We start from the raw sequence: 21,872 nt of genomic DNA, 5'->3' as shown, positions 1-21,872 counted from the left end.
GATTCTCAAAAGCAGGCCAATTGTAATTCTTGCCTGATACATAATGTGAATTTAGTACTTGATCTATTGATACACATTATGTATCTTCCTTCTTGTGACACGGAAGGAAGCGGACATGATTACAGCCAACGACATTACCAGCAGATGCCCGGTTTCGGAGCGTCCCGCGTATCTCGTTTTCGAGCGGATCATTCCTATCCCCGGCATGATGGATCAAACACCGTTTTGGTCTGTGACTGCCCTGACGAACGATGAGGAAGGCGCAATCGATTGGGCCAACGCTGAGAACGAACGCGACGTGTTTGTTTGCGCGATGAGCTACGCCGAGGCGTCCAACATCAAACACAACCATCTGACCTTCACCGACGCAGAGGTTGCGATTTACCGCAGCCCCTACGCGACAGCGGCGGAGTGATTGCGATGACCGAGGCAACCAAAAATCATTGGCGCTTTGAGCGTGTGAATTCGCAGCAATGCCGGGTTCGAGACACGAGTAACACTGTCTATCTCTCTGCGTTTGGAGATCTGGCAGCGCACAAATGCCAAGACTTCATACGCTGGACCGAGGTTCCGAAACAACCCGGCGGGCAGCCCAACGAACCCTGGGCGCTAAAGCCAGCGGAGGCCACCTCATGATCCGCTGCATCCAGATATCCCCGTATATCTTCGCGCAGGGTCGTTTGATCGCGCGTCACCCGCACACCAACGAGGCCACCATTCGATGCTCGGGCGCGCTCCTGAGGGGCGTTCTGATCCCGACCTATCGTTATGGCGAGGTGGAACAATGATCGAGCTCGGCCAAATCTCAGACCTAATCACACGCGGCGCATTGTTTGTCGTGAACCACAGCGCAGGCAAAGACAGCCAAGCAATGCTGATTGCCATGAAGGATTTTGGCATACCGGAAGAGCAGATGCTCGTTGTTCACGCTGATCTGGGCGACGTTGAATGGCCCGGCAATATGGACCACATCCGTGCCACCGTTGGCAACCTGCCCATCATCACGGCCATTGCAAAGACTAGCTTCTGGGACATGGTTATGCGGCGCGGAATGTTCCCCAGCCCGTCGCAGCGTCAATGCACGTCCGACCTCAAGCGCGGGCCCATTGAGCGGGAAGTAAGGCGCTATTTGAAGTCGAACCAGCACTTCGGCGGACTGGTCGTAAACTGTATGGGGATGCGCGCTCAAGAAAGTGCAAGCCGCGCAAAGAAAACAGTTTTTAACTTCAACAAGCGCAACTCCAAGGCTGGTCGCGAATGGTATGATTGGCTTCCCATTCATCACCTGAGTGAAACCGAAGTATTCCAGATGATCGAAGATGCCGGGCAAGAGCCTCACTGGGCCTATGTCGCTGGTATGTCGCGCCTCAGCTGCGTGTTCTGCATCATGGCCAGCGCTGCCGATCTGACAACTGCCGCCAAGCTTATGCCTGCCCTCTATCGCCGGTATGTCGCACTTGAAAAGCGTCTTGGCTTCACTTTGTCGATGAGCCGCAAGTATCTCGAAGAAATCACGGGGATTGTTGCATGACCCGCATCGCCTTCACTCCATCCCCCGCGCCGACTCCCCCTCGGCATGCGGAAACCCCGGCAGGACCTACCAAAGCCGATCTGCCTCACGGAACTAAGGCCAAAAGTTCCTGCCGGGGCGATTTTCGTGGTCAGTCGTATCGCTCATTCGAACGCCTGAACCGCCCGCAGATGCGCAAAGACCAACGCAGTGATTGGGCAAACGCTCTGCCGCCCGTTTGGTTCCTGTTTGTCGCTGGTGGCGCGATCCTGTTCGCCCTTCTGGCAGTGAACGCGATCAACTCTGCTTTCTTCGATTGGATGGTGACGAGATGAACGATTTCCACTTCCCCGGCTTCGACCAATTTGACGACACGGCAGTGGATTTCTGGACCATCGGATCACCTGTGATCTGGGAAGGTCTAGCCTGCGTTGCGCTGTTAGTCGCGGCCCTCACCTTCGATTTCAGTTTCGCGCCCGCAACGCCTGTCGGTTGCGAGAACGGCCCCGGCGAGTGTCACAGCCTGTCCGGCCTCTCAGCCGGGGCCAACCCATGACCGACCTCGCATTCCCCCTGCTGTCTCTTGGCTCAACGGGCGCGGCTTATGCGCTGTTGGTGTGGGTATGAGGCAGCCACACATGACCACCCACCACCAGCACGCGAATGGAAACGAGAGGAACGGATAGATGCGGCAGTCGGTGAACAGATGCCTGAAAGATAAGTCGATGGGTCGTATTGATCATGCGCTTGGGCGTCCAGTTAATCCTTTGGGCGATACCTTTAGAGACCACTTTGCTACGGATATCGATGCTCCCGAGGCTTACGATATGGCGCGGTCACCGTACTGGCATATGGGGCGCAAGATCGAAGGCGGAATGGTCTTTTTTCATGTCACCAAGCACGGACGCATAGCCCTCTCAGATCATTTACAGGTCATTGGGGACAAACATCGCCAATTCATCGTGATCTGGGACGGCTACGAAATGCCTGTCATTGCCGAGACGCCCAGCAAAGCTCGCTACAGCAAGTGGGTAGATATCAACGATGCGCTGCCTGATCTCACGTTCCAAGAATTCCTGTCCACGGCGCGCGTGCGTCTGGCGTCATAGCAAGGAAACACCCCATGAAACACACCCCACGCATAGCAGCAATCATCGCCGCCATCGTCTTTGCTCTTCCTGCCCTGGCAATCAACACCAAGCCGGAACCGCCGAAAGAAGAACCACCTGTAGAGACACCGGAGCCGCCTAAGCCGGAACCACGTCCGGAACCGAAAGCAGAACCACGGCGGGCCGAGCGCAACGAGGACGACCGCGAGTGTCCCCATGACGAGTTGAACAAGTGGCGGGCATGTTTAGCGCCGACAGTCTCTCTGCGGCCCAAAGCGCGGCCTGTAACGACGCAAGTAATGCGGGGTGAGAAGCATGACTGACATCAAGAGAAAAAACCGCAGCCCGAAAGAGCAAGCCGAGCGCAATAAGCGCGTTAACGAGCGCGTTGATGCCTTGGTGGCCAAAAAGAAAGCCAAGGAAAAGCTCAGGGCCAAATCGAAGCCCTAAAGGGGGAAGAACAATGACTGACACACTAATGCCATGCCCGTTTTGTGGATCAACTAAAATAGGGCAGGCGTCCGACGGAAAGTTTAAAGTTGCGTGGTGCAGAAGCTGTGGGGCACATGGACCAAGCAACTACTTTAGTCTTCAGGATGGAGTGAGTTGGAACATCCGCCCCGCCAACACCGACCCAATGACAATCGCCAAGTACGACGATGATCTGCGGAAGGCTGCGGGTGTGTGGCGGGATATGGAGAGCGCGCCGAAGGATAATCAGTACAATCTAGGGTACGCAGAGGGTTTTAATCTCGGAATTGAACGCGCCGCTGAGTACGTCCGACACCTATCCGTTGGGCATTCAAGGGAGATTTTGCAACTCAGGGAAAAATCTGATGACTGATGCAAGCTCTATTTTGTCTCAGCGTTATATTTCTCTGATCGAAAACGCAGGCCCTGACCCGTATGACTATAATCCGCGCATGTCTCATCCTCACCTCATCTGGATGTGTCAGCAGATCATTGATCGACAACACTCATGGCCAAAGGATAAAATTGGACGCTGGCTAGGGTTCGTGCAGGGCGTATTAGCAGCACAGCATTTGATCAATGTGGAAGAAGAACGGAACCTTTCCCGCCCACTGTTTCATGCGGAATACAAAGAGCAGGGAGAGCCCCTCCCTACCAGCCCTGCCCCTATCTGGCAGGAATTCGGTGAACGTCTGCGCAATGAAAGACTATCCGCAGGCAAGACCGTGCGCGAAGTTGGTGAGGAAATCGGCGTTAGTTTTTCGGTGATTGCGAGAATTGAGCGCGGAGAATGCGCTCAACCGACGCCGCGAGTAGTCGCCGCTCTTGAGAGCTGGCTATCCCCCACCGACCAGCCCGCCCCTCAACAGGCGGACCCGGTAAGGGATGCGGCGCGGCTACTGCGTTCTCAAGGTTTCGCAGTTCTTGAACCCGCATTTGAAGCAATGGACGTGGAAATCAACGAACACAACAGTTCGGACGGTGTGCTTGACGCCGCCCTCCGCGCATTGGCTGGGGAGGGGTGAGCGATGCCGTTCGACGAAACCCCAAAGGGCGGAAACGGAAAAGGCTGGCGGTGGTGGTATCGCGGTGAGTTGGAAGATGGATTGCAAGGCTTCCAAACCCGAGACGACCGGGATCGCTTTTCGAATGGTGACCCCGGTCCATTTCGCCGCGTGATAGCGCGCGACGGTGAAAGGACAATTTGGCAGGAGGTTCCTCAATGGCTCAAGTCCCCATGACCCAAGCACTAAAGACATTGCACGACAAGGTTGAGGCGCGAACGGCCTCCTACAGCGATTTTAGCAATTACTTCAAGCCTGTTCTGACAGACACAGAACACGTTCACTGGGGCACCATCGCGAAATCTGCAGACAGCGGCTCACTCGACGCCGCTAAGGCGCTTATGGATGCAGTACTGCCGGGGTGGGTAATAAGCATTGGAACTGAAAACAACGGTGAGTTTCACGTGATCGTCGGTTCCGTCAGCGACACCAGCAATTACGCCGAAGCCTTCAATGCAAATCTAGCCCGAGCGTGGCTCTTAGCCATTATCCGCGCCCTGCTATCTCAAGCAGAGGGGGAGTGAGGATGAGAGGAAGAATAGCCGCTTGGATATTTGACAACGTGCCGATGCCGTCATTCGCGCAGCCGTATGTGTTTGGATTGATTATAGGGCGCTGGCCCAGAAAAGCGAAAGGCGATCCCGAAGGACCGCCCAGAGGATCGCGCCTCGAATGTGGTGTATTAAAACGCTACAAAATATGGGGCGTTTTGTCAAGGATGGCCGCTAGATTTGGGAGGCAGCCATGACACAAGAGCAGGAACTGATGGAGCGATGCTCACATGTCGCCAGCGATGCAAGATTAGCGGCAGCAGCACTTGAAAAAGGGGGCGACTTCCCCACAGGGCAATCCATTTTGAAAGATTGCGCCGACATGATCGAAGCGCTCCAATCCCAGCTTGCAAAGGCGCGGGAGGTGAAGCCTCTGAGGTGGGAATGCACAGATTGGAGCGCAGGCGATGGCGTAAAAGGGGAAAACGATTGCGAATGGCAAGCTATGCCACATATCCACGACGACGGCCTTCCCTACGAAATAGTTTGGAATGGAGCGGATAGCTTCTCCGTTTATACGCCGTACGGACAGGACTTTAAGGCATCCTCTCTCGCCGAAGCCAAAGCCGCAGCGCAGGCCGACTATCAGCGCCGATACACCGCCATGTCATCCCTCACACAACAAGGAGATGGGTAGATGGAACCGGAAGAAAAAGGATGGCTTGCAGGCATAGTTGGCGGGACCGTTTTTCCCTCCGTCTTTGTAGGCTTTTTCCATCTTATGTGCCGAATTGCGGATGTGAGCCCGGACAACGGCCTCATTTTGTTTTTCAGTATCTCTTTTGGTTGGTTAGCGGCATCGTTCTTTGGCCTTTGGGTCTGTGAGCGCAACTCATGACCCACTCCAACTATGACCCGGTAAGGGGGGAGGAAAGCCAATGACCACGAACACAGAGTACTTCCGCCCGTCTGAGGCAAAATCCGTTGTCGGTGTGTCTCGGGCCACGATCTATAATTGGGCCAAGGAGGGCAAAATCACCATCCTGAAACACGGAAGCATGTCGTTTGTGCGCATGTCTGAGATCCGTAAAATCATTGACCCCCTGGGGGACCATCTGGGGGACTGAAACAAGTCCTTCAGGTTTTATTGTTATTTATCAGTTTATTAAATGCTGAAACTGGTGCGGGCGGTGGGACTCGAACCCACACGGCACTAAGGCCTTCGGATTTTAAGTTACTGAGTCCGAGATATTTTATGGCCCAATAGCACCTATTGAGGGTCCGCGAAGCCAAGAAAACAAGACATCATCGTCTCGTAGCACGTCCTGAGACCTCTCGGGACCTAACCGAAACATGGCCTGAAACATGGCCTACGGAGGCGATCAAAGATGACCACGAAACTCACGCAGACGACAGTGTCGCGGCTATCGGAAGAACATCCAGCCGGCACACAGATCTATGACAGCGAGGCGAAGGGTCTGCGCCTAGTCGTGGGCAAGCACGGCATCTCCTACAAGCACGTCGGGCGCATCAACGACGGTACCGACCGCTACGTGTCCGTTATGATTGGCAGGACGGACGAGTTATCGCTGCGCAGCGCCAGAGAGCGCTCTGCTGAGCTACGGCTGGCGCTGCGACGCGGCACTGACCCGAGGACCAAGAAGGTGGCTGTGCCGACCATTCAGGAGGCCCTTGAGCGGTACTTAGAAGGACGGCCCGACCTGAGTGAACGAACGGCCGCATGGTACCGTCAGAAGGTCGACGGTCCACTCGGCGGTCTCCGCAAGCTGCCAGCAGATCGAATCGACCGTGAAGCCGTTAGGTCTCTTCACGAGCGGTTGACCAAGAATTCCGGCCCCTACTGCGCGAACGGTGCCATGCGAGTGCTCAAGCTGCTGTTGAACGACGTCGCCCGGACCCATGATCTTCCACCGAACCCAGTCACGCGCGGCGTGCGAATGAACAAGGAGCAAGCGCGTGACTGGGCAGTTGGCCCTGATGAGTTGCCTCAGCTCTGGCGCGGATTGGATGCGATGGAAGACCGTGTTCGTCGCGCCTGCTGGCTACTGATGTTGACCACGGGTCTTCGCTCTACGAACGCACGCTCGGTGAGGTGGGAACACCTAGAGGACGAAGGGGTGTTGTTCATTCCCCGAGCCAAGTCAGGACGTAGATTTCACCTACCCTTGCCGAGATTCATGATCCAAGAGCTCGGTGAGGTGCGCGAACTGACGAAGCCGCTTGAGAGCCAATTCATTTTTCCCTCAGCAACCTCTAAGTCGGGTCACATCGAGCAGATGGTTCGGTTAAAGTCATTTCCCTATGCGCCGCACCAGATGCGCCATACTTATCGAACACATGCGCTGGAGGCTGGCGTGGACTTTCAGTCAGTAACGATGCTGATGGACCATGCCAACACCCATATCTCCTTCAACTACGTGACACGAGCCCATTTGAGTAGTCATTTGCGCGAGTGTCAGGAGCGAATCTGCGCGCGTTTTCTAACTTATCGAGGAACCAATCAAAATCCTCCTCTAAACTCGGAGCTTTGAACGGTTGACCACTCCGCTCTCTGTCTTAAGCTAGACGCATTCAAAAGGAATTGTCAGTGCCGAGCACCGAGCCATCATCCGATCTTAGAGAGCTTATTCGAACAATAGGCCGAGATATTGTAATCCTATGGATTGCATGCCTTGCGATTTTTACAGTTTATTTGGAAGTCAAAGACGCATTCAAAGAGCGGGTCGCTATACAAGCGTCATTTAATACTATGAGCATCATTCGCGCATTTAATCGTTTAAAAGAAGAAGACGTGGCGACTGAAGCTGATTTCAGAGAGTGGTACTTTGGCAGTACAATGAAATTAGAGCTATTTGATGAGTACTTTGATCGCGACATATCCGATCTTGCTCCCCAACATGGATATTTCTTCATTATAAGTGTAGCCGATTTTCCAACTGGAAACATTTGCAATCTACTGATGCATCCGCGTACTGGAATTGAAAGTAGAATGCACGATAAAATCGAGTGGATAGTCGAGCCCAATTCAGACTGCTTGGGCAATCCAGTTTATCGCGTTTTTCCCTCTACATTGGTTTATGCGCCAGAAAACAATACTGATAGGCTTACGGTCAAAGAGGTGTATTTTAACAAAATTTGGTTCACTGAACTGGATAACTTCGTCCCGTCTTTTCCTGATTTATTCGGTAAACCATTCAATTACTGTGATCTAACCGAATACTGTCGAAATGACTCTTTCGAATTAACTCCCGCAGACTCAAACTTAGCCTACTATTCAGATGAACGGATGCATGACGAATTCAAGATTGATATTGTTTCACTTCTTACGCCAGTATTCAAAGCAAGAGTAGGTAAAGAAGTTATCGATGCCCATAATAACGCCGAACCTCTTTCACAACAAGAATTCGCTGACGCTTGGGATCGAGAACAAGCAAAACTCACATACTTTAATTCCAGAAGTAGTTCCAAGTTTCTGGAACAGGATGTTCGAACACTAGCTATTCCATTCATAGCCATTTTGGTGGTGCTATACCTCGTTAACAGCATTACAGTGCGCGCGTATCAAGTCAAATTTTCGGAACCTGCGTATGTTGCCTCTAAGGGTCTGCTACTGGGTCCAGTTGCAATTTGGAACATCCCACACATGACCCTCAAAGTTGCAATGATATTCTCTCCTCTATTCGCAACCGTTTTGGTCGGATTGATTTTTCAAGATATTTTTCGGCTACCCTTGAATTCTAATGTCTTCGTCAACCCTTTAGACGGTATGACTTTGGAAACAACTCCCAGAGTCGAAGCAGGGCGATCAATACTTTTTCATAACCTACCGTTAGTTTTCTTTAATGTGACACTCTTACTTTGGGCACTGACACTGTTTTCCTCGCTTGCGGCCACGATCCTTCTAGCGCGTGCTGCGTTTGATTTACCAAAAATCCGGTGTTCATTTTCCGGTGGCCTTCTGAAGCTACGCAGCCTTTTTTCAGGCATGATCTCTGAGGTCTTAAAAATGTTCAGTGGCTCCAAAAAACGAAAACGTTGAGCCTCACGGCACATGATTTGCCCAACACTTAGGCTATTTCAAAAAAGCACCCACGCTAATGAGCGGCTTCGAAGTAGTGGTAGTTCGCGTACAAGATGCTTTGATCGCAACGAAAGTATACCCCGACCGCTGGATTTGTGCTACGTGTTCCTAGACTGCTTAATGTTTGCGAGGTTGTCATGAGCGACCCCAGATTGACCATTGCATTTAGTTTCATTGAAGAAATTATGCAAAACCTCTCCGCGAAAGATAAGGTGCGGCTTTTGATAGGGTTGCTCAATGCAGGCGACCCCGGCAGTTCGTCTCTAATAATGGTACCCAGTAGCCGCTCGCAGTCACTTTACTACTCAAAGTTTTGGGTTTCCCAAGGATATGATAAACTTTTTGCGAACCATCCAAACGAAGTGAATGAAAAATTTGCGAAAACTTTGGAAAAGTTACTGGTAGATGCACAAAGTAGACGCGAGAGTGAGAGTAAGACTAGCGAAAATCCTGATCGCGAAAAGGAGGCCAGAAAATCAGCTTATGATCGGTTGGTGATATACATTTAGTTCTACATAATATGTTGAATTTCGATCTAGTTAATTCGCAGCTAACAAAATTAGCAAAAAATCCTAGTAAGGCTTTTGAATGACCCAAAATGAAGAAAGTGGCGGCAGGAAAGATCTGCCTTCCGAAATTCTGGATTTGGTTAAATATATACTCATTGGAAATCCATTGAGGCGGTTTTTTACTGTGGTATTTCTTGGTGGAGTCTCATTGATTGGTGGCGATTATCTCTGGCCACTAATAATCCAAGCAGTGACCGACGCCTCTGATCAAGTGATTAATAGCTCAGATTCAAAAGGCGAGGAGGGAACCGATTGGTTGACGGTTCGCAATTCGGGACTAATCATTTGTGCGACCGGTGTTTTTCTTCATATTATTTACTTCTTCTACGAACAGCGAGCGAAGAAGAGGCTGGAAGAAAACGAGAGAAGAAATAAGAAAGCGCAATTGGTAGGCGTACTGAGAGAGATTGCGAATGGGTTTCACGATTCAAATATATCTCGAGGCCCTGGCTTCATGGCAGACGACATTAGAGCCGCCAAAGTCCTTGCAAAAGCCTTAAAGCCTTGCTTGCCCGATGAGATTGTCTCAGATCGAATTTTTGCAGTAATACTTGATCCAAAAATTGATGCGGATGCAATATTTCCGTATGAGGGTGTAGAGGTCAATAACCTCGGAAAATTTGCAGAGAAACTGGCTGCCATTTAGGAAATTACAATGAAGTTGAACGATTTCGAAGAGTCGATCATCCATGACTTTATAATGGGTGAAACCGATGCGATCCCAGAGGAGTATAACGAAATACTCACAAAAGCTGAGCTCGGTGTTCAGATAACTGAAAGGATTGATTTTGAAGTTGACGCCAGGCGTCTTGGTTTAGAAAGCGGCCCATCTCCTGCGTTCACTATCGCGCCAAAGGGAATAGCGCTCCTCATTTTTGCTCAAAATGCAGAATTAGCGAGAGAAGTGCTTGTCGCATTCAAAAAAAGTGTATTTTCAACGCTAACCCTGCGCGTCGAAAGGTCCTGGCGGTGTTACATACACTGTTCGGACCGCATTATCGAAAAAACATGTGAAGAGGATAAGGAGTCTACCGAGGCGTGTTGCATTGAGCTGCGGGACAGTTGTTAGATTGCTTTCTCGTGGGGTCATGATTTCCAAGCTACAGACCTTCGTTTACACGCTGGCTCCAACCGTTTAGGTCAGCATGTTCTGGGCCGGCCGGCCGCCTTCTCTTGTGTTAGGCAAATGTCAAGCTCATCGCGCCCACACTGGAATCTGATCACGAGCAAGAAACAGAAGTGGGTTCCGCATCAATATGTCTAGGATCACTAATCTGTATCAACTACCCTCATACTTGGTACTTATTGGTGTTCGATATGCTTTATTGGGTCGAACTGATGGTCAACAACTAATGACGAAAGTTCCATATTGATCCCGTTTACAGCTGGTACGGAGTGAGCAGAATGGAACAGATAGTCGAGCGCCTCGGGCGCATTGAAGAACTCATATCGACCAGCGACGTGATCGCGCCACGGCGCGAATACCTCAACGTTGACGAGGCCGCGGAATTCATCGGGGTCAGTCGGCAGACTGTGGACAGGTGGCGGATGGAAGCCAAAGGGCCTGCAGTCCACCGCGTCGGTCGCCGAGTGCTTTACTCAATCGCCGATCTCCGCTCCTTCATGGATACACACCGCCAAAAACCTCTGGATTAACGGCCTGTGAGCAATCGAAGCGATCGGAAATCGACCGGAGAACGTTTGCCCGGAGCCTTAGTTCTCAGCATTAATTCCATGCCAGTTGCCCTCCAACTAATAGTTTACTGGGGGGTTGACACGGTTGATCATTCCTCAAACCGGAACCGTTTCGGACATAGCTGACCCGCAAAGACTTTCGCGAACGATGCGGGTCAGACACTTGCCTAGATCTACATCAAGGGAAAAGTCGATGCTTGAGTTACAGACCCATGAATGCTGAGAAGCTTAACAAGAAAAGCCAAGTAAGTGAGCCAGTATTCGAAGGGCGCCTCACAAACGCAGTCTCTTCAACGTGCGAAGTGACTGAATCAACGGTCGATCTCTTGGGGTGCCTTGTCGCGGCAGCGATGCGCCAAGGCTACTACCCAGCCTTAGTGCTGCTTCACAACAAGAAGGCCTTTCAGGCTAACTGGCCCAATTTGCGACCAACTGTTTCTGAAGCACGAGAACATATTCTCAAGGACCCAAAGCAGAATGCGATTGGTGTGCAACCAGCGTCGCTAGGGTGCGTCGTACTCGACTGCGACGAAGGCGACGGCCCCGCGATTGCCGCCGAGATAATGGAAGAACAGAATGGTGATGTCGTCGCATGCGTGACCCCATCGTCGAGTCGTCGTACGGACCGCGGCCATGTCTGGATGCGTTGCGACGATCCAGAATCCGTAGGCAATTGGCCCTTCAGAATTGATGATCCTATCTATGAAGTGCGGGGGGATTTGCGATCATCGGGTGGAAACGTTCGATTGACCGACGCAGCAATGAGGATCCTAACCAGGATGCTCGACATAATCGACGGTTTTGAAAACGAAGCAGCGTTTTCGGACTTCAGCAAGATGCGTACTTCCGAAGTCTCTGAGATCGACCCTGACTTCGATCGAGAAGACGGCTACGACGAGGTGACAAAAGAGACAATAGCCGCTCTAGGTAACAGGCTTGACGGACCCGATGGGACGTCGCGCTATACGCATCTCCTCGGTCTCGTCGGTGACATTAAGCGCTCTGGCGCCTCCTTCAATGCCACTCTAGACCTGTTTTCAAACCATGTCCCTCTGTGGCCTGACGAAAACGGGGAGCGCGACGGTAAGTTTGATGGTACCGAATTGCAACGTCATTTGGTTTTGGCATGGAAAAAGACCGCTCCATATGTCTCGGCGGAAGATGATTTCGACGATGAGATAGAGAACCTCTCTCTGGTGGATACACCGCCAGGGCCACTGGAGCGGATGAACCAACGATACACCGTAGTCGATGTTGAGGGAAAGACTCGCGTGGCGTACAAGTTAACGGAGGAAGATCCCTACGACGGGACGTCTGCGACGCGGTGGATTTTCGCCACTAAAGTAAGCTTCTTTGACTATCACGAAAACAAGCGGATGGAGGTTACCAACGCCAAAGGCGTGTTGGCAACTGCTCCGGTTGCTCGCGAGTGGCTGAAGTGGGGCCAACGTAACACTGCAAAGGGCATCGTGTTTTCACCGAACCGCGATGTCGATGGTATGCTAAACCTCTGGACCGGCTTCGGTTGTGAACCGCGAGAAGGGGCAACAGACATGATCCATTGGATCATTCGCGACAGCCTTTGCGGTGGCGACCCAGAAGCCTACAACTACGTACTCGATTGGCTAGCCTACGGTGTCCAAAATCCGGAGGAGCTAATCGGCGTGGCGCTCGCGTTCTATGGGGCGAAAGGTACTGGCAAGACGACACTTGGCGAGCTGATGGTCTCGATCTATGGGATGCACGGGCTGGCTCTATCATCGAGAGAGCAATTGACAGGCCAGTTCAACGGCCACATGGGCACGTGTTGCCTGGCCTTCTGCGACGAGATCGACTTTCACTTCTCTAGCGGCAAAGAGGATAGCAGGCTCAAGAAGATCGTGACTGACCGCAAGGGGATGATGGAAAAGAAGGGCATTGATGCCAGGGCGATGAATAACCGGTCTAACGTTCTCATCTCAGGCAATTCGGACCACAGTGTCCCAGCTACGGCGGACGAAAGACGCTACGCCGTCATCAAAGTTCCGAACACCTGGGGCACAGGCAGTGCTGCACCGAACCGCAATGAGGCACAGAGGCTCCACGGCAAGGTCCACGAGCAGATAAGGAACGGAGGGCGGGAAGCGTTCCTCGCCGAGCTCCTTGCGCGCAAGATTGATCGGCACCCGAGAGAATCGATTCCCCAAAACGCCGCTCTAGTCGAACAGAAGATTCATGGCCTGAGCCTCGTGCAGCGGTGGTTTTTTGATGCCTGTGAGGAAGGCAAGCTGCCGACACCGGACGACTGGACAGAAGACTTCGCCGACATGGACGACGTCGATGGCTGGGAGGCCATCGATCAGTTCACGACACCCACTGCGGTCTTGAATGCAATCGAACTCTGGAAGCGCGGCTCCGAAAAGTTTCGTCGGTCGCAGATGCCTTCCCGCCGCGCGGTCCTCGTAGAGCTTCGCCAGTTCGGCGTGATCAATGGTATCAAGCACAACCAGCAACGTGCCTGGAAAATCCCCTCGCTGCCTGAGGTGCGGCGTGCTTGGATCAAGCTCCTAGGCGGCGATCCCTTCGCAGACTGAGCGTTGTATGCGAAGCGTCCTACTCGGCAGCAATGCGCCTTAGTCTAAGCCTTTGTTTTTGTTGCAACTAGGACGTAAAGGACAGAAAGGACATAATCTTTAACATTAATAGATTATCTTCCATCTGGTACCCGAAGAGCGTATCGCACCGCATTGTTTCGATACCATACGTACAAAAAACAAAACGCTCTCAAAAAGCGTCCTAAGCGTTCTTCTGAACTTTTTGCATGGATAACAATCGTTTAGGCCAGTACGTTTTGATCTGAAAAAGCGTCATAATTAGGTGCCCTTCGTGGATTGGGTGCCGTCGCTGAAACATTCCCCACGTCGCGAATTGACAAGCACCTCTCATCCCTTGTGCAATGTTGGCATCATCGGCCCGAAACACTTGGCATATCTGTTTTAGGCGGTTGAGACAGACCGGTTATATTTTTTGCCGAGGACCTAAGGACACCGGATCCCCCGTCCCGTCTGGGGCTCCGAAAAGCCCAACCGAAACAAGGCCCTGCATGTGGTCAATTTCCAGGCCCTGCCATGGGCCCGAAACAGGTGAACTATGGGTAATGCTGCAATACAGATCAGGCCCGCGGCAAAGGCCGATGCGCCGAGCCGGTACCGGACGCGGTCCGAGATACCTTCGGACGTGGACGAGCGGTTCCTGTCGGCGCTGTCCGAGTTCGGCCAGGTCACCTATGCTGCGAACGTCTCCGGCATGGCGCGGCGCTCCCTATATGAGCGGCGGCGACGTGACCCCGAATTTGCAGCCAAATGGGACGAGGCGATCGACACCTTCGAGGAGACGCTGACGCAGAGGGTGATCGCCACGGCGCTTCACATGGGCACAGGCCGTTGGGTCCCCGCCATAGACTCCGACACGGGCGAAGCGGAACTTGACGAGGACTTCGAGCCGGTGATGCGCTTCGACTGTTCGAACGTGGACCCTAGGATTGCGGTGCGCCTCATCGGCCTGAGGATCAGCGGCGTGAACGAGGCAGCGACAGTCGCCATCCAGAACAACGTCGTGGCCCCGTCCGCGCCCAAGCTGGTCTCGGGTGCCCCGATAGACGTGGATGCGATACTCGCCGAATACGAGGACCTGGGCACCGATGACGAATAGAGTCGCAGAACAGGGACCTGCGGTATCGGTCGAGGTGCTGTTCGACGACGGCACGGTGCTGCTTACCGACGAAGGTCTTGCCTGCAGGGCTGCTGCGGACGCTCAGCACCTGTTCGAAGAGATCGACGGATCCGAACCCAGGTTGCCCTACCGTGATGCGGCGGCGCGACTGTGTCAGGCCCGTCGCCTTGCCGCCGATGGCTCGCTTACCGTAGCTGATCGCCGCCGCCTGCTGGAACACGTGACGGACACGCCAGTGCTCACGTCCCCCGAGGTCTACCAGGTCATCTCCGTCGAGTTTGTCGAGCCACCGGATTGGCAGGTCGTCGAGGCACTGGCCGACGACGCCTGGCTTGACAGCGCGCCCTCTCCGCTACTGACCACCACGACGACTCGGACCGACGACGGCGCTGCCGTTGGATGCTGTGCCGTTCGGTTCGCAGATGACACCCAGCGTGAACAGGCCGTTCGAAGCATAGCCAGCGATCATCGCCTCTCGTCTAGCCAGCGGCGCGCCATCTGCGAGCGTATTGCCAGGACACCTGTTGTCGCTTCCTGAAGCAATTGGCTGCTCGGGTCGAACTGCTGGTCTACATCCCGCGACGACACCCAGCACAGTGAGTGCATGCTAAGAGGAGGCAATCGGGATGTTCGAACGGACCAGAGGCTTAATTCTGCGTGATAGGAACGCGGCGCGAGAAGCGCTGCTTAAGGAGATGGCAGAGGACGAGCGCCGCTCAGTCGAGGCAGAGCTCGACGTCATAGAACGTGAGGAGGCCGACCGGGTCGAGCGCGAAAAAGCGCGGGCGCGAGAGGCAGAGGCACTCACGGACGCCCGGAAAAAACTCACGGACGCCAGACTTAGCCAGCACAAGTGGGCCGATTCATTCGACCAGGCGCTGTCGGATGCCTGCAAAGCATTTGAGGCGCTCGAGGAACTTTCGGTGGAGGTCGCAAGGCTCGAGAAGCTCACCGGCGACGGCAGCGGCAAGAGACCGGTGATCGTCGGTCACGCGAGAACCGGAGCGTTGGTCGCGGCTTTCTGGGATCGCGCGCGCCCACTCGCGAAACGGATCGGCCTTCGTCCGGTGGCGGGTACGAACAAAAGCATAAAACCCCTCGCATCGATTTACCCCGCGGTTAGGCGTTGAGCGCCGGTTCGAAAAGCGCGGCGGCGCGTTTGCGTTTGGGCGCCGATGGCCACTTTTTTGGCTATGCACTCCAAAAAACCCCGAAACCATACGAAATGGAGGAGAGAACGTGACTAAGGACATCCACCTACAGACCAGAGGACAGGTCATCGAGTGCCTGAACAAAGCGGCGCAGACGGTCGCCGTCGATGCTAATCGCGAACTGGATCGCCTCGCAGCGGCCCGCTCGGATAAGACAGGAGAGCCCTATCTGAAAGCTTACGAGGCCGTCTGCGAGGCGCATCCGGAGCTCACGGAACATGCGCTAGGCGGCACCGCTGGCTTCCAGCCCGAAAAGCTGCCACTGAGCCACGAGGATATTGAGTTCGATCTGGCCGTCAGGAACAGCGATGAGACGAGAGCCCTAAAGGTGGGGCTCGACACTAAGACAGCGGACCGTGAGACGATGCGACGGGCACAGGAGGAGCAAGTTCGCAGCGCGCGGAGCGGGAGGCTGCTGAGCCTTCCGGATGCGATCGAAGTCGTTCGAGGTAGACGAACCTAGAGACGTTATCGCGGGATGCAGGGCACCCTCTGCTGCGGCCTCCTCCCGCATCTTAACCGACCCGCGACGACGTGGCCCCGGCGTTTTAACCGTGCGCCGGGGCTATTCCCTCCAATGGGATGATATCAGCAGTCGTTCTGGAGTTCGGCTTCTACCGCCTCAGTCAAAGATGCGATGGTCAAGTGCCTGTAGGGTACGTACTTGTCTCTCGAACCTTCGGCGATGCTCGGAGCCAGGGCAAACTTATTGGGCTTGTCGGTCGCAATGGACGGTATCTCCGCCATACGTATGAGCCAGGACATGGCTATCTCCAACGTTTCCTTCTTCACCACGACGCAGATCAGCACGCCCGGCTTGCCCTTGCCGAAAGTGGTTTTCTGTACATCGAATTGGACGGTCCTGACCGGCTTCTCGGGATCTAGGAGCCATGCCTTAACCTGAATGGGAAGCGCGCGGCCGCTCTCCTTGTCGAGGACGACAAGATCGATGCCGTGGTCGTCCGAGAGCGGCTCGAACGGTGATAGGCGCCCTGAGGATTGTGACATCAGCGCCGTCGCCACGTGCAGTTCCGCGATCTTGCCCCTCTGGGTCGAGGTCAGCCCGCCGTTCCGTCCCATAATTTATCCTATTTTGGGATAATTCTGTTTCGGGATTACCGCGACCTGTACAGGCAGTCAAATGGAACGTGCGGGTGGCCAAGAGCATCTACGACGACGAGTACAGGTCGCTCATCAGGCGACTGCGCGATCAGCGCGTTTCGGTCGGCATGACCCAGCAGGCCCTCGCCGACGCCTTGGGTAAGCCGCAGTCCTTCGTTGCTAAGGTCGAGGGTTGTGAACGGCGTCTTGACGTCATTGAGTTTAAGCACTGGTGCGAAGCACTCGGCGTCGACGCCGGGCTCTACTTGAACGCCTATATTGACGACTAAGGACATTCAACGAGTACCATAACCTCTTAACTCCTCGCGGGCGAAACCGGCCTTAAACCCATGTTGAGTGGAATTTCCATCGAGCTAGGCCTGTGTCTCCGGGCCGGATAGGAATTTTTACCAATAGACTGAATCGCACAATTTCTATGTACGGGTCGAAGGAAATTCCCTACATATTGACGTGAATGATTTGGAAAACGAAAGAGTATTCGGCGTGAGGACGACCTTGACTAGCCCGAATACCTAAGAACAAACAAGCAAAGGTACGGCATGAGATCAGTCGAACTATTTGTTGGCGCGGGTGGACTTGGACTCGGGGTTAGCCAAGCAGGTTTTCAACCTGCAGCCGTAATGGACTGGGACAAATGGGCGTGTGACACGATACGAGAGAACCAGAAGCTAGGAATTGACCTAGTTTCCGATTGGCCACTACACGAGGTTGACGTTCGCGAATTCAATTTTGAAGACATCACAGGTGATGTGGATCTTGTTACAGGCGGCCCTCCGTGTCAGCCGTTCTCGTTGGGCGGAAGACACAAGGCCCACCTAGACTCGCGCGACATGTTTCCACAAGCAATTCGAGCCGTCCGAAATTTGAAACCGAGAGCATTTGTCTTCGAAAACGTGAAGGGTCTCACGCGCACTACTTTTGCTAACTACCTTGAGTACATTCGGCTGCAGCTAAGACATCCTGAGATGGTCGAAAAGAAAGACGAGCCATGGCTGGACCATCTAGCCCGATTGGAAGACTATGAGACAAGAGGACGATACCGTGGGTTAGAGTATCGTGTCGCTTTGAGGGTGCTCAATTCAGCGAACTATGGTGTTCCGCAAAAACGTGAGCGAGTGTTCATCGTCGGCTTTAGGTCGGACACCGCTATCGAATGGCATTTCCCCGAGGCCTCACATTCGCAAGAGGCCCTGCTTTGGGACAAATGGCGTTCCGGTGAGTATTGGGACGTTCAGAGGGTCCGGAAGAAAGACCGGCCCGTCGACGAAAAGCAAATGCAACGCGCTTCGCGCTTGGAGGCTCGCCCCTCGCAAGCGGCCTGGCAGACTGTCAGAGAAGCGATCTCAGATTTACCCGACCCTGAAAAGGAACCGAGGAAAAGTGCGGGTATCCGCGACCATAAGTTCCAAGCCGGTGCCAGAACATACCCCGGACACACCGGCAGTCCGCTAGACGAACCTGCGAAGACTTTGAAGGCTGGCGTCCACGGCGTACCAGGCGGCGAGAACATGCTACGTCGGCCAGATGGAAGCGTAAGGTACTTTACTGTTCGGGAGTCAGCCCGCTTGCAAACATTCCCCGACGACATGATCTTTCATGGATCTTGGTCAGAGACGATGCGCCAGCTTGGCAATGCCGTTCCGGTAAAACTCGGCCGAGTGGTCGCGGAGAGCGTTCGCGACAAGCTCGCCGTCATCAAGCCTCGCCGAGCAAAAGGGACTTAAAGTCGATCGCGTCGATAGGTGGGAATGCGTCCAGGTGGTCAGATATGTCCGCCGCAATTTCTTCCGGCGTTTTAAGCTCCTCACTTGCCAGCGCCCATTTCCGCCCCGGGTGAAGCGTATCCCAAGGTGACTTCTTGTTCTTTCGGGTGTTCGCATCGTCGCCGTGCTTACCGATGCCGAAGCAGATTTTGGTCTCCTTGTTCCAGATCGGCTTGAAGTAGCTGATCAGGAAATTCTCAGCGGTCACCTGAAACCCGCTTGCCGTCACCAGATATCGGACTTCAAAATCTTCGAGACTTATGCCGCCTTGGCCCGAAACCAGCTCAATGCTCTTCCTGTGCTCGTTGATACGTCGGCTTAGGGAGTCGCCCTGTTCTGTGGGATTTTCAGCGTGGGCGAATTTTGGATCGGCTTTGCCGGTGTAGAGCGGAGTTTCCTTTCCAGATATCTTCTCGTACGCTGCAAATTCACCCTTATAGTACAGCGCATAGACCCCAGCGCCGTAGAATTTCTCCACTTCTTCCAAGGGATGCCGCGGTTGGATCAATAGGGCCGCCGCTGTGAACCGTCCCATGTAGTTTGGGTTTGAAGGGTCAAAAATATGCTCTGGTTGCTTTATCGCGTCCAGCTCTGCTTCCAGTTCTTGAAGCACCCGGATTTGATCCATCAGTTCCTGTCGCAGTTTTTTCTTCTTGACCGCACTCAGCCCTTCGATCACGGCCCGCGTGCTCTTTGGATCTGCTGTGAGCAGGTCTGTGGCGACGGAGTTGCTGCCTTTAAGCGCTCCGCCGACGGTCTTGCCGTCCTGTTCCAACCATGCGGTGAACTCGGCGACACTGTAGACGGGGCCGTTAGGTCCTTCGCTCACGGCTGCCGGAAAATCGGCCTTGCGCTTCGACCAGTTCCAGACCGCCTGTCGCGAGACGTTCGCAATACCTGCAAGCTCAGTGAGTGATGCTAACGGTGTGCTCCCCATTGATAATGCCCCCTGTGTACATTAAGTTTGTACACAAGATGGGAGACGCAGCCAAAGACGTCAAGTGTGTACATAAATATTGTACACAACTACGTAAGATGCTCCCTTAACAGCTCGTAGCGCCGTTGAATCGCAGAGCCGTCGTTTGAGGATTGAGCCAGTTCATCGAATTCGATCAACTTAAAGTCGACGTCTTCGTTTTCGTTTTCATCAGACGCAAAGAGCTCGCGATTTCTTCGCCTCAATTCTTCAAAACCAATCAGCTCGGATCGTCCGAAGTTGATTGCTCGCCCTTCCTCGAGAAGCTTGGAGACAAGCAGGAAGTACACAACAATCATACCGGTCGAGCGTACAAGGTCGTCATTGTCGACAAACATTGCTTCCAACTCGGCGAGAGCCGCCAATACCTGGTCAACAGAACTCGCCAGTAGGTTATGATCAAAATCATCAGCCCGCCCACTCTTAACAAAGTGGTCCAGCGACGCCTTCTTAGTGTCAACAAAGTCCGACCTAAACTGAAGATAAATAAGTTTCGCGACCAGGTCATGATGTCGATACCTTGTGGGCGATACCTTAATCTTGTTTGTAAAGAAGGGATGCTGAGAGACTTCTCGAAAAATGGTAGGCAGCGGTCCACCAAAAGCATTTCGCTTTTCGGCCGCAGCCAGCGGAACAGCCTCGTTCAAGCGAGAAAACATATCTTCAATGAAATCGAGATCTTCAGCCAAAACAGTTTGCACGGAAAGCGTCCTGGCATGCAGCTTCATAATCAACCTTGGAAACTTATCTGCGATCTGATTGTATTTCATGTTTTTTGCGTCAATGGACGGATCATCGGAATACACAAAGTCACGTGACAGTGCGAATTCACCATCAAAGAAATCCCAAATCGCTTGAAGACGCTGCTTACCATCAATAATCGCATAGCGCATGCCTTCTTCAGCATGAGCGCCGATAAGATGATGAAAGTAAAACTTCGGGATATCGTATCGGTTGATCAGCGAGTCTATGAACAGCTGTTTCTTGGCTAGAGACCACACCCCGCCAGGCCGTTGATATTCAGGGTCAATCTGAATGGACTCACGCATATCGACCAAACCCAAAACCGATGAGTCGGACATGGCACTTATTTCAAAATTGGACATCAGACCAAGCTCCTGGCATGTTCGGCTGCGTTACTGAGTTCCGGGAAAAGAGACAGCTTGCTTAGGTTTAGAGCTTTAAGCTGGCTCCGAAACACCGCCTTCTGCCCTGCAGGAATAATCAACTTCCAGATCGGGCTCGTATCCGGAAGCTCATCTAGACCAGACAAATCCTTGTGCGAAACCGTGAAGACGCCTTGCTGCATCTGGATGCGCGGATTGTTCCTTACGGCAGTCGCCGCAAGAGGTTGAAACGTCTGGACCTGAGCCCCGATCTTGCTCGGCAGGTAATCGTCAAAATGCTTGTCGTCACCGAGACCAAGTACCGATTTAGCATTGTCATCGCGCAAGGAAATTGCATTCAACTCATGTGGCAGCAACGCCCAAATACAACCATCTTCATCCTCGTGATCAGAGCCGTCATCGTTAACCGCAAAATACAATGCGACTAAGACGCTTTCCGACCAGTCCAATAAGCGTGTGGGGAGACCGTGGTGCTGCATTAGGAACAACCATTCCCATTCGTCACCAGGTCTATTGGTGATCAAAGGAAGAGCGTTTTGTTTAAAGCGTCTAATCAATGGGAACTCGTTCTGCATTCCACCATTTCTGGCAAGAGTGCATGTGAGGCCCCATTCCGTATCTGCATGACCTCGAAACCAGACTTGCTCATTTTCCGGGATTTGGTCCGCTAAGCAATCTAGCAACTCACCGATGTTAGAGATGTTTCTATCGTCGTACTTCATAAAAATATCTACTCAAATTGTGGTACCCGCGGCCGGACTCGAACCGGCACGGCCTTCCGGCCCAGAGATTTTAAGTCTCTTGTGTCTACCATTCCACCACGCGGGCGAGCGTGTCGGGCCTATTTCGGGCCTGGAAATCTCCATACGACCACAAGGCTATGAATACAATGCGCATTACGGGCGGAAGCGCAGGATTTTAAGTCCGATATGTCTACCATTCCATCACGCC

General features: G+C 53.2%; 30 protein-coding genes and 1 tRNA gene. 26 read left to right on the top strand and 5 right to left on the bottom strand.

Annotated features, from left to right (window positions below):
• Positions 1-115 precede the first annotated feature (115 nt).
• The 24 genes from Q1B46_RS04870 (at position 116) to Q1B46_RS04755 (ending at position 16,396) form a co-directional block, all read left to right on the top strand.
• The gene (locus tag Q1B46_RS04870; protein WP_299945286.1) at positions 116-415 is read left to right on the top strand and encodes a hypothetical protein; all 300 of its coding nucleotides are present in this window, start codon (positions 116-118) and stop codon (positions 413-415) included.
• Between the two features lie 217 nt (positions 416-632).
• Positions 633-788, top strand: a complete 156-nt coding sequence (locus Q1B46_RS04865) for a hypothetical protein (RefSeq protein ID WP_299945284.1) — start codon at positions 633-635, stop codon at positions 786-788.
• Complete coding sequence (locus Q1B46_RS04860) at positions 785-1,531, top strand: phosphoadenosine phosphosulfate reductase family protein (RefSeq protein ID WP_299945282.1); 747 nt, start codon at positions 785-787, stop codon at positions 1,529-1,531. The genes Q1B46_RS04865 and Q1B46_RS04860 overlap by 4 nt, the downstream gene beginning before the upstream one ends.
• Positions 1,528-1,845: a hypothetical protein gene (locus Q1B46_RS04855; RefSeq protein ID WP_299945280.1), complete on the top strand. Its 318-nt coding sequence runs from the start codon at positions 1,528-1,530 to the stop codon at positions 1,843-1,845. The genes Q1B46_RS04860 and Q1B46_RS04855 overlap by 4 nt, the downstream gene beginning before the upstream one ends.
• Positions 1,842-2,066, top strand: a complete 225-nt coding sequence (locus Q1B46_RS04850) for a hypothetical protein (protein ID WP_299945278.1) — start codon at positions 1,842-1,844, stop codon at positions 2,064-2,066. The genes Q1B46_RS04855 and Q1B46_RS04850 overlap by 4 nt, the downstream gene beginning before the upstream one ends.
• Positions 2,067-2,196: 130 nt before the next feature.
• Positions 2,197-2,619, top strand: a complete 423-nt coding sequence (locus Q1B46_RS04845; protein ID WP_299945275.1) for a hypothetical protein — start codon at positions 2,197-2,199, stop codon at positions 2,617-2,619.
• Between the two features lie 14 nt (positions 2,620-2,633).
• Positions 2,634-2,942, top strand: a complete 309-nt coding sequence (locus Q1B46_RS04840) for a hypothetical protein (RefSeq protein ID WP_299945272.1) — start codon at positions 2,634-2,636, stop codon at positions 2,940-2,942.
• Entirely contained in the window at positions 2,935-3,069 is a 135-nt protein-coding gene (locus Q1B46_RS04835; RefSeq protein WP_299945270.1) for a hypothetical protein, read from the top strand. The genes Q1B46_RS04840 and Q1B46_RS04835 overlap by 8 nt, the downstream gene beginning before the upstream one ends.
• Positions 3,070-3,455: 386 nt before the next feature.
• Complete coding sequence (locus Q1B46_RS04830) at positions 3,456-4,115, top strand: helix-turn-helix transcriptional regulator (protein ID WP_299945268.1); 660 nt, start codon at positions 3,456-3,458, stop codon at positions 4,113-4,115.
• Between the two features lie 197 nt (positions 4,116-4,312).
• Complete coding sequence (locus Q1B46_RS04825) at positions 4,313-4,678, top strand: hypothetical protein (protein ID WP_299945266.1); 366 nt, start codon at positions 4,313-4,315, stop codon at positions 4,676-4,678.
• A 220-nt stretch (positions 4,679-4,898) separates the two neighbouring features.
• Entirely contained in the window at positions 4,899-5,342 is a 444-nt protein-coding gene (locus Q1B46_RS04820) for a hypothetical protein (protein WP_299945264.1), read from the top strand.
• Positions 5,343-5,543, top strand: a complete 201-nt coding sequence (locus Q1B46_RS04815) for a hypothetical protein (protein ID WP_299945262.1) — start codon at positions 5,343-5,345, stop codon at positions 5,541-5,543.
• Positions 5,544-5,583: 40 nt separating this feature from the next.
• Positions 5,584-5,772: a helix-turn-helix domain-containing protein gene (locus Q1B46_RS04810; protein WP_299945259.1), complete on the top strand. Its 189-nt coding sequence runs from the start codon at positions 5,584-5,586 to the stop codon at positions 5,770-5,772.
• Positions 5,773-6,033: 261 nt separating this feature from the next.
• Positions 6,034-7,197, top strand: coding sequence for a tyrosine-type recombinase/integrase (locus Q1B46_RS04805; protein ID WP_299945257.1), 1,164 nt, complete (start codon positions 6,034-6,036; stop codon positions 7,195-7,197).
• 56 nt (positions 7,198-7,253) lie between these two features.
• A complete protein-coding gene (locus tag Q1B46_RS04800; protein WP_299945254.1) occupies positions 7,254-8,705 on the top strand; it encodes a hypothetical protein in 1,452 nt (483 codons plus the stop codon).
• A gap of 179 nt (positions 8,706-8,884) precedes the next feature.
• Positions 8,885-9,256 (top strand): hypothetical protein, encoded by a 372-nt coding sequence (locus Q1B46_RS04795; protein ID WP_299945252.1) that lies wholly within the window; start codon positions 8,885-8,887, stop codon positions 9,254-9,256.
• A 79-nt stretch (positions 9,257-9,335) separates the two neighbouring features.
• Positions 9,336-9,962, top strand: a complete 627-nt coding sequence (locus Q1B46_RS04790; RefSeq protein ID WP_299945249.1) for a hypothetical protein — start codon at positions 9,336-9,338, stop codon at positions 9,960-9,962.
• A gap of 9 nt (positions 9,963-9,971) precedes the next feature.
• On the top strand, positions 9,972-10,385 hold the full coding sequence (locus Q1B46_RS04785) for a hypothetical protein (protein WP_299945246.1): 414 nt from the start codon (positions 9,972-9,974) through the stop codon (positions 10,383-10,385).
• A gap of 335 nt (positions 10,386-10,720) precedes the next feature.
• The gene (locus tag Q1B46_RS04780; protein WP_299945244.1) at positions 10,721-10,972 is read left to right on the top strand and encodes a helix-turn-helix domain-containing protein; all 252 of its coding nucleotides are present in this window, start codon (positions 10,721-10,723) and stop codon (positions 10,970-10,972) included.
• A gap of 251 nt (positions 10,973-11,223) precedes the next feature.
• Positions 11,224-13,584, top strand: a complete 2,361-nt coding sequence (locus Q1B46_RS04775) for a primase-helicase family protein (RefSeq protein WP_299945241.1) — start codon at positions 11,224-11,226, stop codon at positions 13,582-13,584.
• A 556-nt stretch (positions 13,585-14,140) separates the two neighbouring features.
• A complete protein-coding gene (locus Q1B46_RS04770) occupies positions 14,141-14,701 on the top strand; it encodes a hypothetical protein (RefSeq protein WP_299945238.1) in 561 nt (186 codons plus the stop codon).
• Positions 14,691-15,260: a hypothetical protein gene (locus Q1B46_RS04765; protein ID WP_299945235.1), complete on the top strand. Its 570-nt coding sequence runs from the start codon at positions 14,691-14,693 to the stop codon at positions 15,258-15,260. Before Q1B46_RS04770 ends, Q1B46_RS04765 begins: the two co-directional genes overlap by 11 nt.
• A gap of 88 nt (positions 15,261-15,348) precedes the next feature.
• Positions 15,349-15,852, top strand: a complete 504-nt coding sequence (locus tag Q1B46_RS04760; RefSeq protein ID WP_299945233.1) for a hypothetical protein — start codon at positions 15,349-15,351, stop codon at positions 15,850-15,852.
• Between the two features lie 109 nt (positions 15,853-15,961).
• The gene (locus tag Q1B46_RS04755) at positions 15,962-16,396 is read left to right on the top strand and encodes a hypothetical protein (RefSeq protein WP_299668175.1); all 435 of its coding nucleotides are present in this window, start codon (positions 15,962-15,964) and stop codon (positions 16,394-16,396) included.
• A 125-nt stretch (positions 16,397-16,521) separates the two neighbouring features.
• Here Q1B46_RS04755 and Q1B46_RS04750 read toward each other — a convergent pair whose 3' ends face one another.
• Positions 16,522-17,013 carry a hypothetical protein gene (locus tag Q1B46_RS04750; RefSeq protein ID WP_299945231.1) on the bottom strand — a complete coding sequence of 164 codons (492 nt, stop codon included), beginning with the start codon at positions 17,011-17,013 and terminating at the stop codon, positions 16,522-16,524.
• Positions 17,014-17,087: 74 nt separating this feature from the next.
• On the opposite strand from Q1B46_RS04750, the gene Q1B46_RS04745 reads away from it, so the two are divergent.
• Positions 17,088-17,324, top strand: a complete 237-nt coding sequence (locus Q1B46_RS04745; RefSeq protein ID WP_299668180.1) for a helix-turn-helix transcriptional regulator — start codon at positions 17,088-17,090, stop codon at positions 17,322-17,324.
• A gap of 270 nt (positions 17,325-17,594) precedes the next feature.
• Positions 17,595-18,779 carry a DNA cytosine methyltransferase gene (locus Q1B46_RS04740; RefSeq protein ID WP_299945228.1) on the top strand — a complete coding sequence of 395 codons (1,185 nt, stop codon included), beginning with the start codon at positions 17,595-17,597 and terminating at the stop codon, positions 18,777-18,779.
• Here Q1B46_RS04740 and Q1B46_RS04735 read toward each other — a convergent pair.
• The 4 genes from Q1B46_RS04735 to Q1B46_RS04720 form a co-directional block, all read right to left on the bottom strand.
• On the bottom strand, positions 18,751-19,755 hold the full coding sequence (locus Q1B46_RS04735) for an Eco29kI family restriction endonuclease (RefSeq protein ID WP_299668186.1): 1,005 nt from the start codon (positions 19,753-19,755) through the stop codon (positions 18,751-18,753). The two genes, Q1B46_RS04740 and Q1B46_RS04735, sit on opposite strands and share 29 nt — an antisense overlap.
• A gap of 89 nt (positions 19,756-19,844) precedes the next feature.
• Positions 19,845-20,900, bottom strand: coding sequence for a DUF262 domain-containing protein (locus Q1B46_RS04730; protein WP_299668189.1), 1,056 nt, complete (start codon positions 20,898-20,900; stop codon positions 19,845-19,847).
• Positions 20,900-21,643: an FRG domain-containing protein gene (locus Q1B46_RS04725; protein ID WP_299668192.1), complete on the bottom strand. Its 744-nt coding sequence runs from the start codon at positions 21,641-21,643 to the stop codon at positions 20,900-20,902. The genes Q1B46_RS04730 and Q1B46_RS04725 overlap by 1 nt, the downstream gene beginning before the upstream one ends.
• Positions 21,644-21,663: 20 nt before the next feature.
• Positions 21,664-21,749: transfer RNA gene (locus Q1B46_RS04720), tRNA-Leu, on the bottom strand.
• Positions 21,750-21,872 lie beyond the last annotated feature (123 nt).

Source organism: uncultured Ruegeria sp., from assembly GCF_947500045.1.
In the GTDB taxonomy this organism is placed as follows: Bacteria; Pseudomonadota; Alphaproteobacteria; order Rhodobacterales; family Rhodobacteraceae; genus Ruegeria.
This window is presented reverse-complemented; position numbering and strand designations above follow the sequence as displayed.

What these genes read in the sequence shown, in the direction of transcription:
- Q1B46_RS04870 (WP_299945286.1), top strand. Translation starts at nt 116, where the DNA reads ATGATTACAGCCAACGACATTACCAGCAGATGCCCGGTTTCGGAGCGT.
- Q1B46_RS04865 (WP_299945284.1), top strand. Translation starts at nt 633, where the DNA reads ATGATCCGCTGCATCCAGATATCCCCGTATATCTTCGCGCAGGGTCGT.
- Q1B46_RS04860 (WP_299945282.1), top strand. Translation starts at nt 785, where the DNA reads ATGATCGAGCTCGGCCAAATCTCAGACCTAATCACACGCGGCGCATTG.
- Q1B46_RS04855 (WP_299945280.1), top strand. Translation starts at nt 1,528, where the DNA reads ATGACCCGCATCGCCTTCACTCCATCCCCCGCGCCGACTCCCCCTCGG.
- Q1B46_RS04850 (WP_299945278.1), top strand. Translation starts at nt 1,842, where the DNA reads ATGAACGATTTCCACTTCCCCGGCTTCGACCAATTTGACGACACGGCA.
- Q1B46_RS04845 (WP_299945275.1), top strand. Translation starts at nt 2,197, where the DNA reads ATGCGGCAGTCGGTGAACAGATGCCTGAAAGATAAGTCGATGGGTCGT.
- Q1B46_RS04840 (WP_299945272.1), top strand. Translation starts at nt 2,634, where the DNA reads ATGAAACACACCCCACGCATAGCAGCAATCATCGCCGCCATCGTCTTT.
- Q1B46_RS04835 (WP_299945270.1), top strand. Translation starts at nt 2,935, where the DNA reads ATGACTGACATCAAGAGAAAAAACCGCAGCCCGAAAGAGCAAGCCGAG.
- Q1B46_RS04830 (WP_299945268.1), top strand. Translation starts at nt 3,456, where the DNA reads ATGACTGATGCAAGCTCTATTTTGTCTCAGCGTTATATTTCTCTGATC.
- Q1B46_RS04825 (WP_299945266.1), top strand. Translation starts at nt 4,313, where the DNA reads ATGGCTCAAGTCCCCATGACCCAAGCACTAAAGACATTGCACGACAAG.
- Q1B46_RS04820 (WP_299945264.1), top strand. Translation starts at nt 4,899, where the DNA reads ATGACACAAGAGCAGGAACTGATGGAGCGATGCTCACATGTCGCCAGC.
- Q1B46_RS04815 (WP_299945262.1), top strand. Translation starts at nt 5,343, where the DNA reads ATGGAACCGGAAGAAAAAGGATGGCTTGCAGGCATAGTTGGCGGGACC.
- Q1B46_RS04810 (WP_299945259.1), top strand. Translation starts at nt 5,584, where the DNA reads ATGACCACGAACACAGAGTACTTCCGCCCGTCTGAGGCAAAATCCGTT.
- Q1B46_RS04805 (WP_299945257.1), top strand. Translation starts at nt 6,034, where the DNA reads ATGACCACGAAACTCACGCAGACGACAGTGTCGCGGCTATCGGAAGAA.
- Q1B46_RS04795 (WP_299945252.1), top strand. Translation starts at nt 8,885, where the DNA reads ATGAGCGACCCCAGATTGACCATTGCATTTAGTTTCATTGAAGAAATT.
- Q1B46_RS04790 (WP_299945249.1), top strand. Translation starts at nt 9,336, where the DNA reads ATGACCCAAAATGAAGAAAGTGGCGGCAGGAAAGATCTGCCTTCCGAA.
- Q1B46_RS04785 (WP_299945246.1), top strand. Translation starts at nt 9,972, where the DNA reads ATGAAGTTGAACGATTTCGAAGAGTCGATCATCCATGACTTTATAATG.
- Q1B46_RS04780 (WP_299945244.1), top strand. Translation starts at nt 10,721, where the DNA reads ATGGAACAGATAGTCGAGCGCCTCGGGCGCATTGAAGAACTCATATCG.
- Q1B46_RS04775 (WP_299945241.1), top strand. Translation starts at nt 11,224, where the DNA reads ATGAATGCTGAGAAGCTTAACAAGAAAAGCCAAGTAAGTGAGCCAGTA.
- Q1B46_RS04770 (WP_299945238.1), top strand. Translation starts at nt 14,141, where the DNA reads ATGGGTAATGCTGCAATACAGATCAGGCCCGCGGCAAAGGCCGATGCG.
- Q1B46_RS04765 (WP_299945235.1), top strand. Translation starts at nt 14,691, where the DNA reads ATGACGAATAGAGTCGCAGAACAGGGACCTGCGGTATCGGTCGAGGTG.
- Q1B46_RS04760 (WP_299945233.1), top strand. Translation starts at nt 15,349, where the DNA reads ATGTTCGAACGGACCAGAGGCTTAATTCTGCGTGATAGGAACGCGGCG.
- Q1B46_RS04750 (WP_299945231.1), bottom strand. Translation starts at nt 17,013, where the DNA reads ATGGGACGGAACGGCGGGCTGACCTCGACCCAGAGGGGCAAGATCGCG.
- Q1B46_RS04740 (WP_299945228.1), top strand. Translation starts at nt 17,595, where the DNA reads ATGAGATCAGTCGAACTATTTGTTGGCGCGGGTGGACTTGGACTCGGG.
- Q1B46_RS04735 (WP_299668186.1), bottom strand. Translation starts at nt 19,755, where the DNA reads ATGGGGAGCACACCGTTAGCATCACTCACTGAGCTTGCAGGTATTGCG.
- Q1B46_RS04730 (WP_299668189.1), bottom strand. Translation starts at nt 20,900, where the DNA reads ATGTCCAATTTTGAAATAAGTGCCATGTCCGACTCATCGGTTTTGGGT.
- Q1B46_RS04725 (WP_299668192.1), bottom strand. Translation starts at nt 21,643, where the DNA reads ATGAAGTACGACGATAGAAACATCTCTAACATCGGTGAGTTGCTAGAT.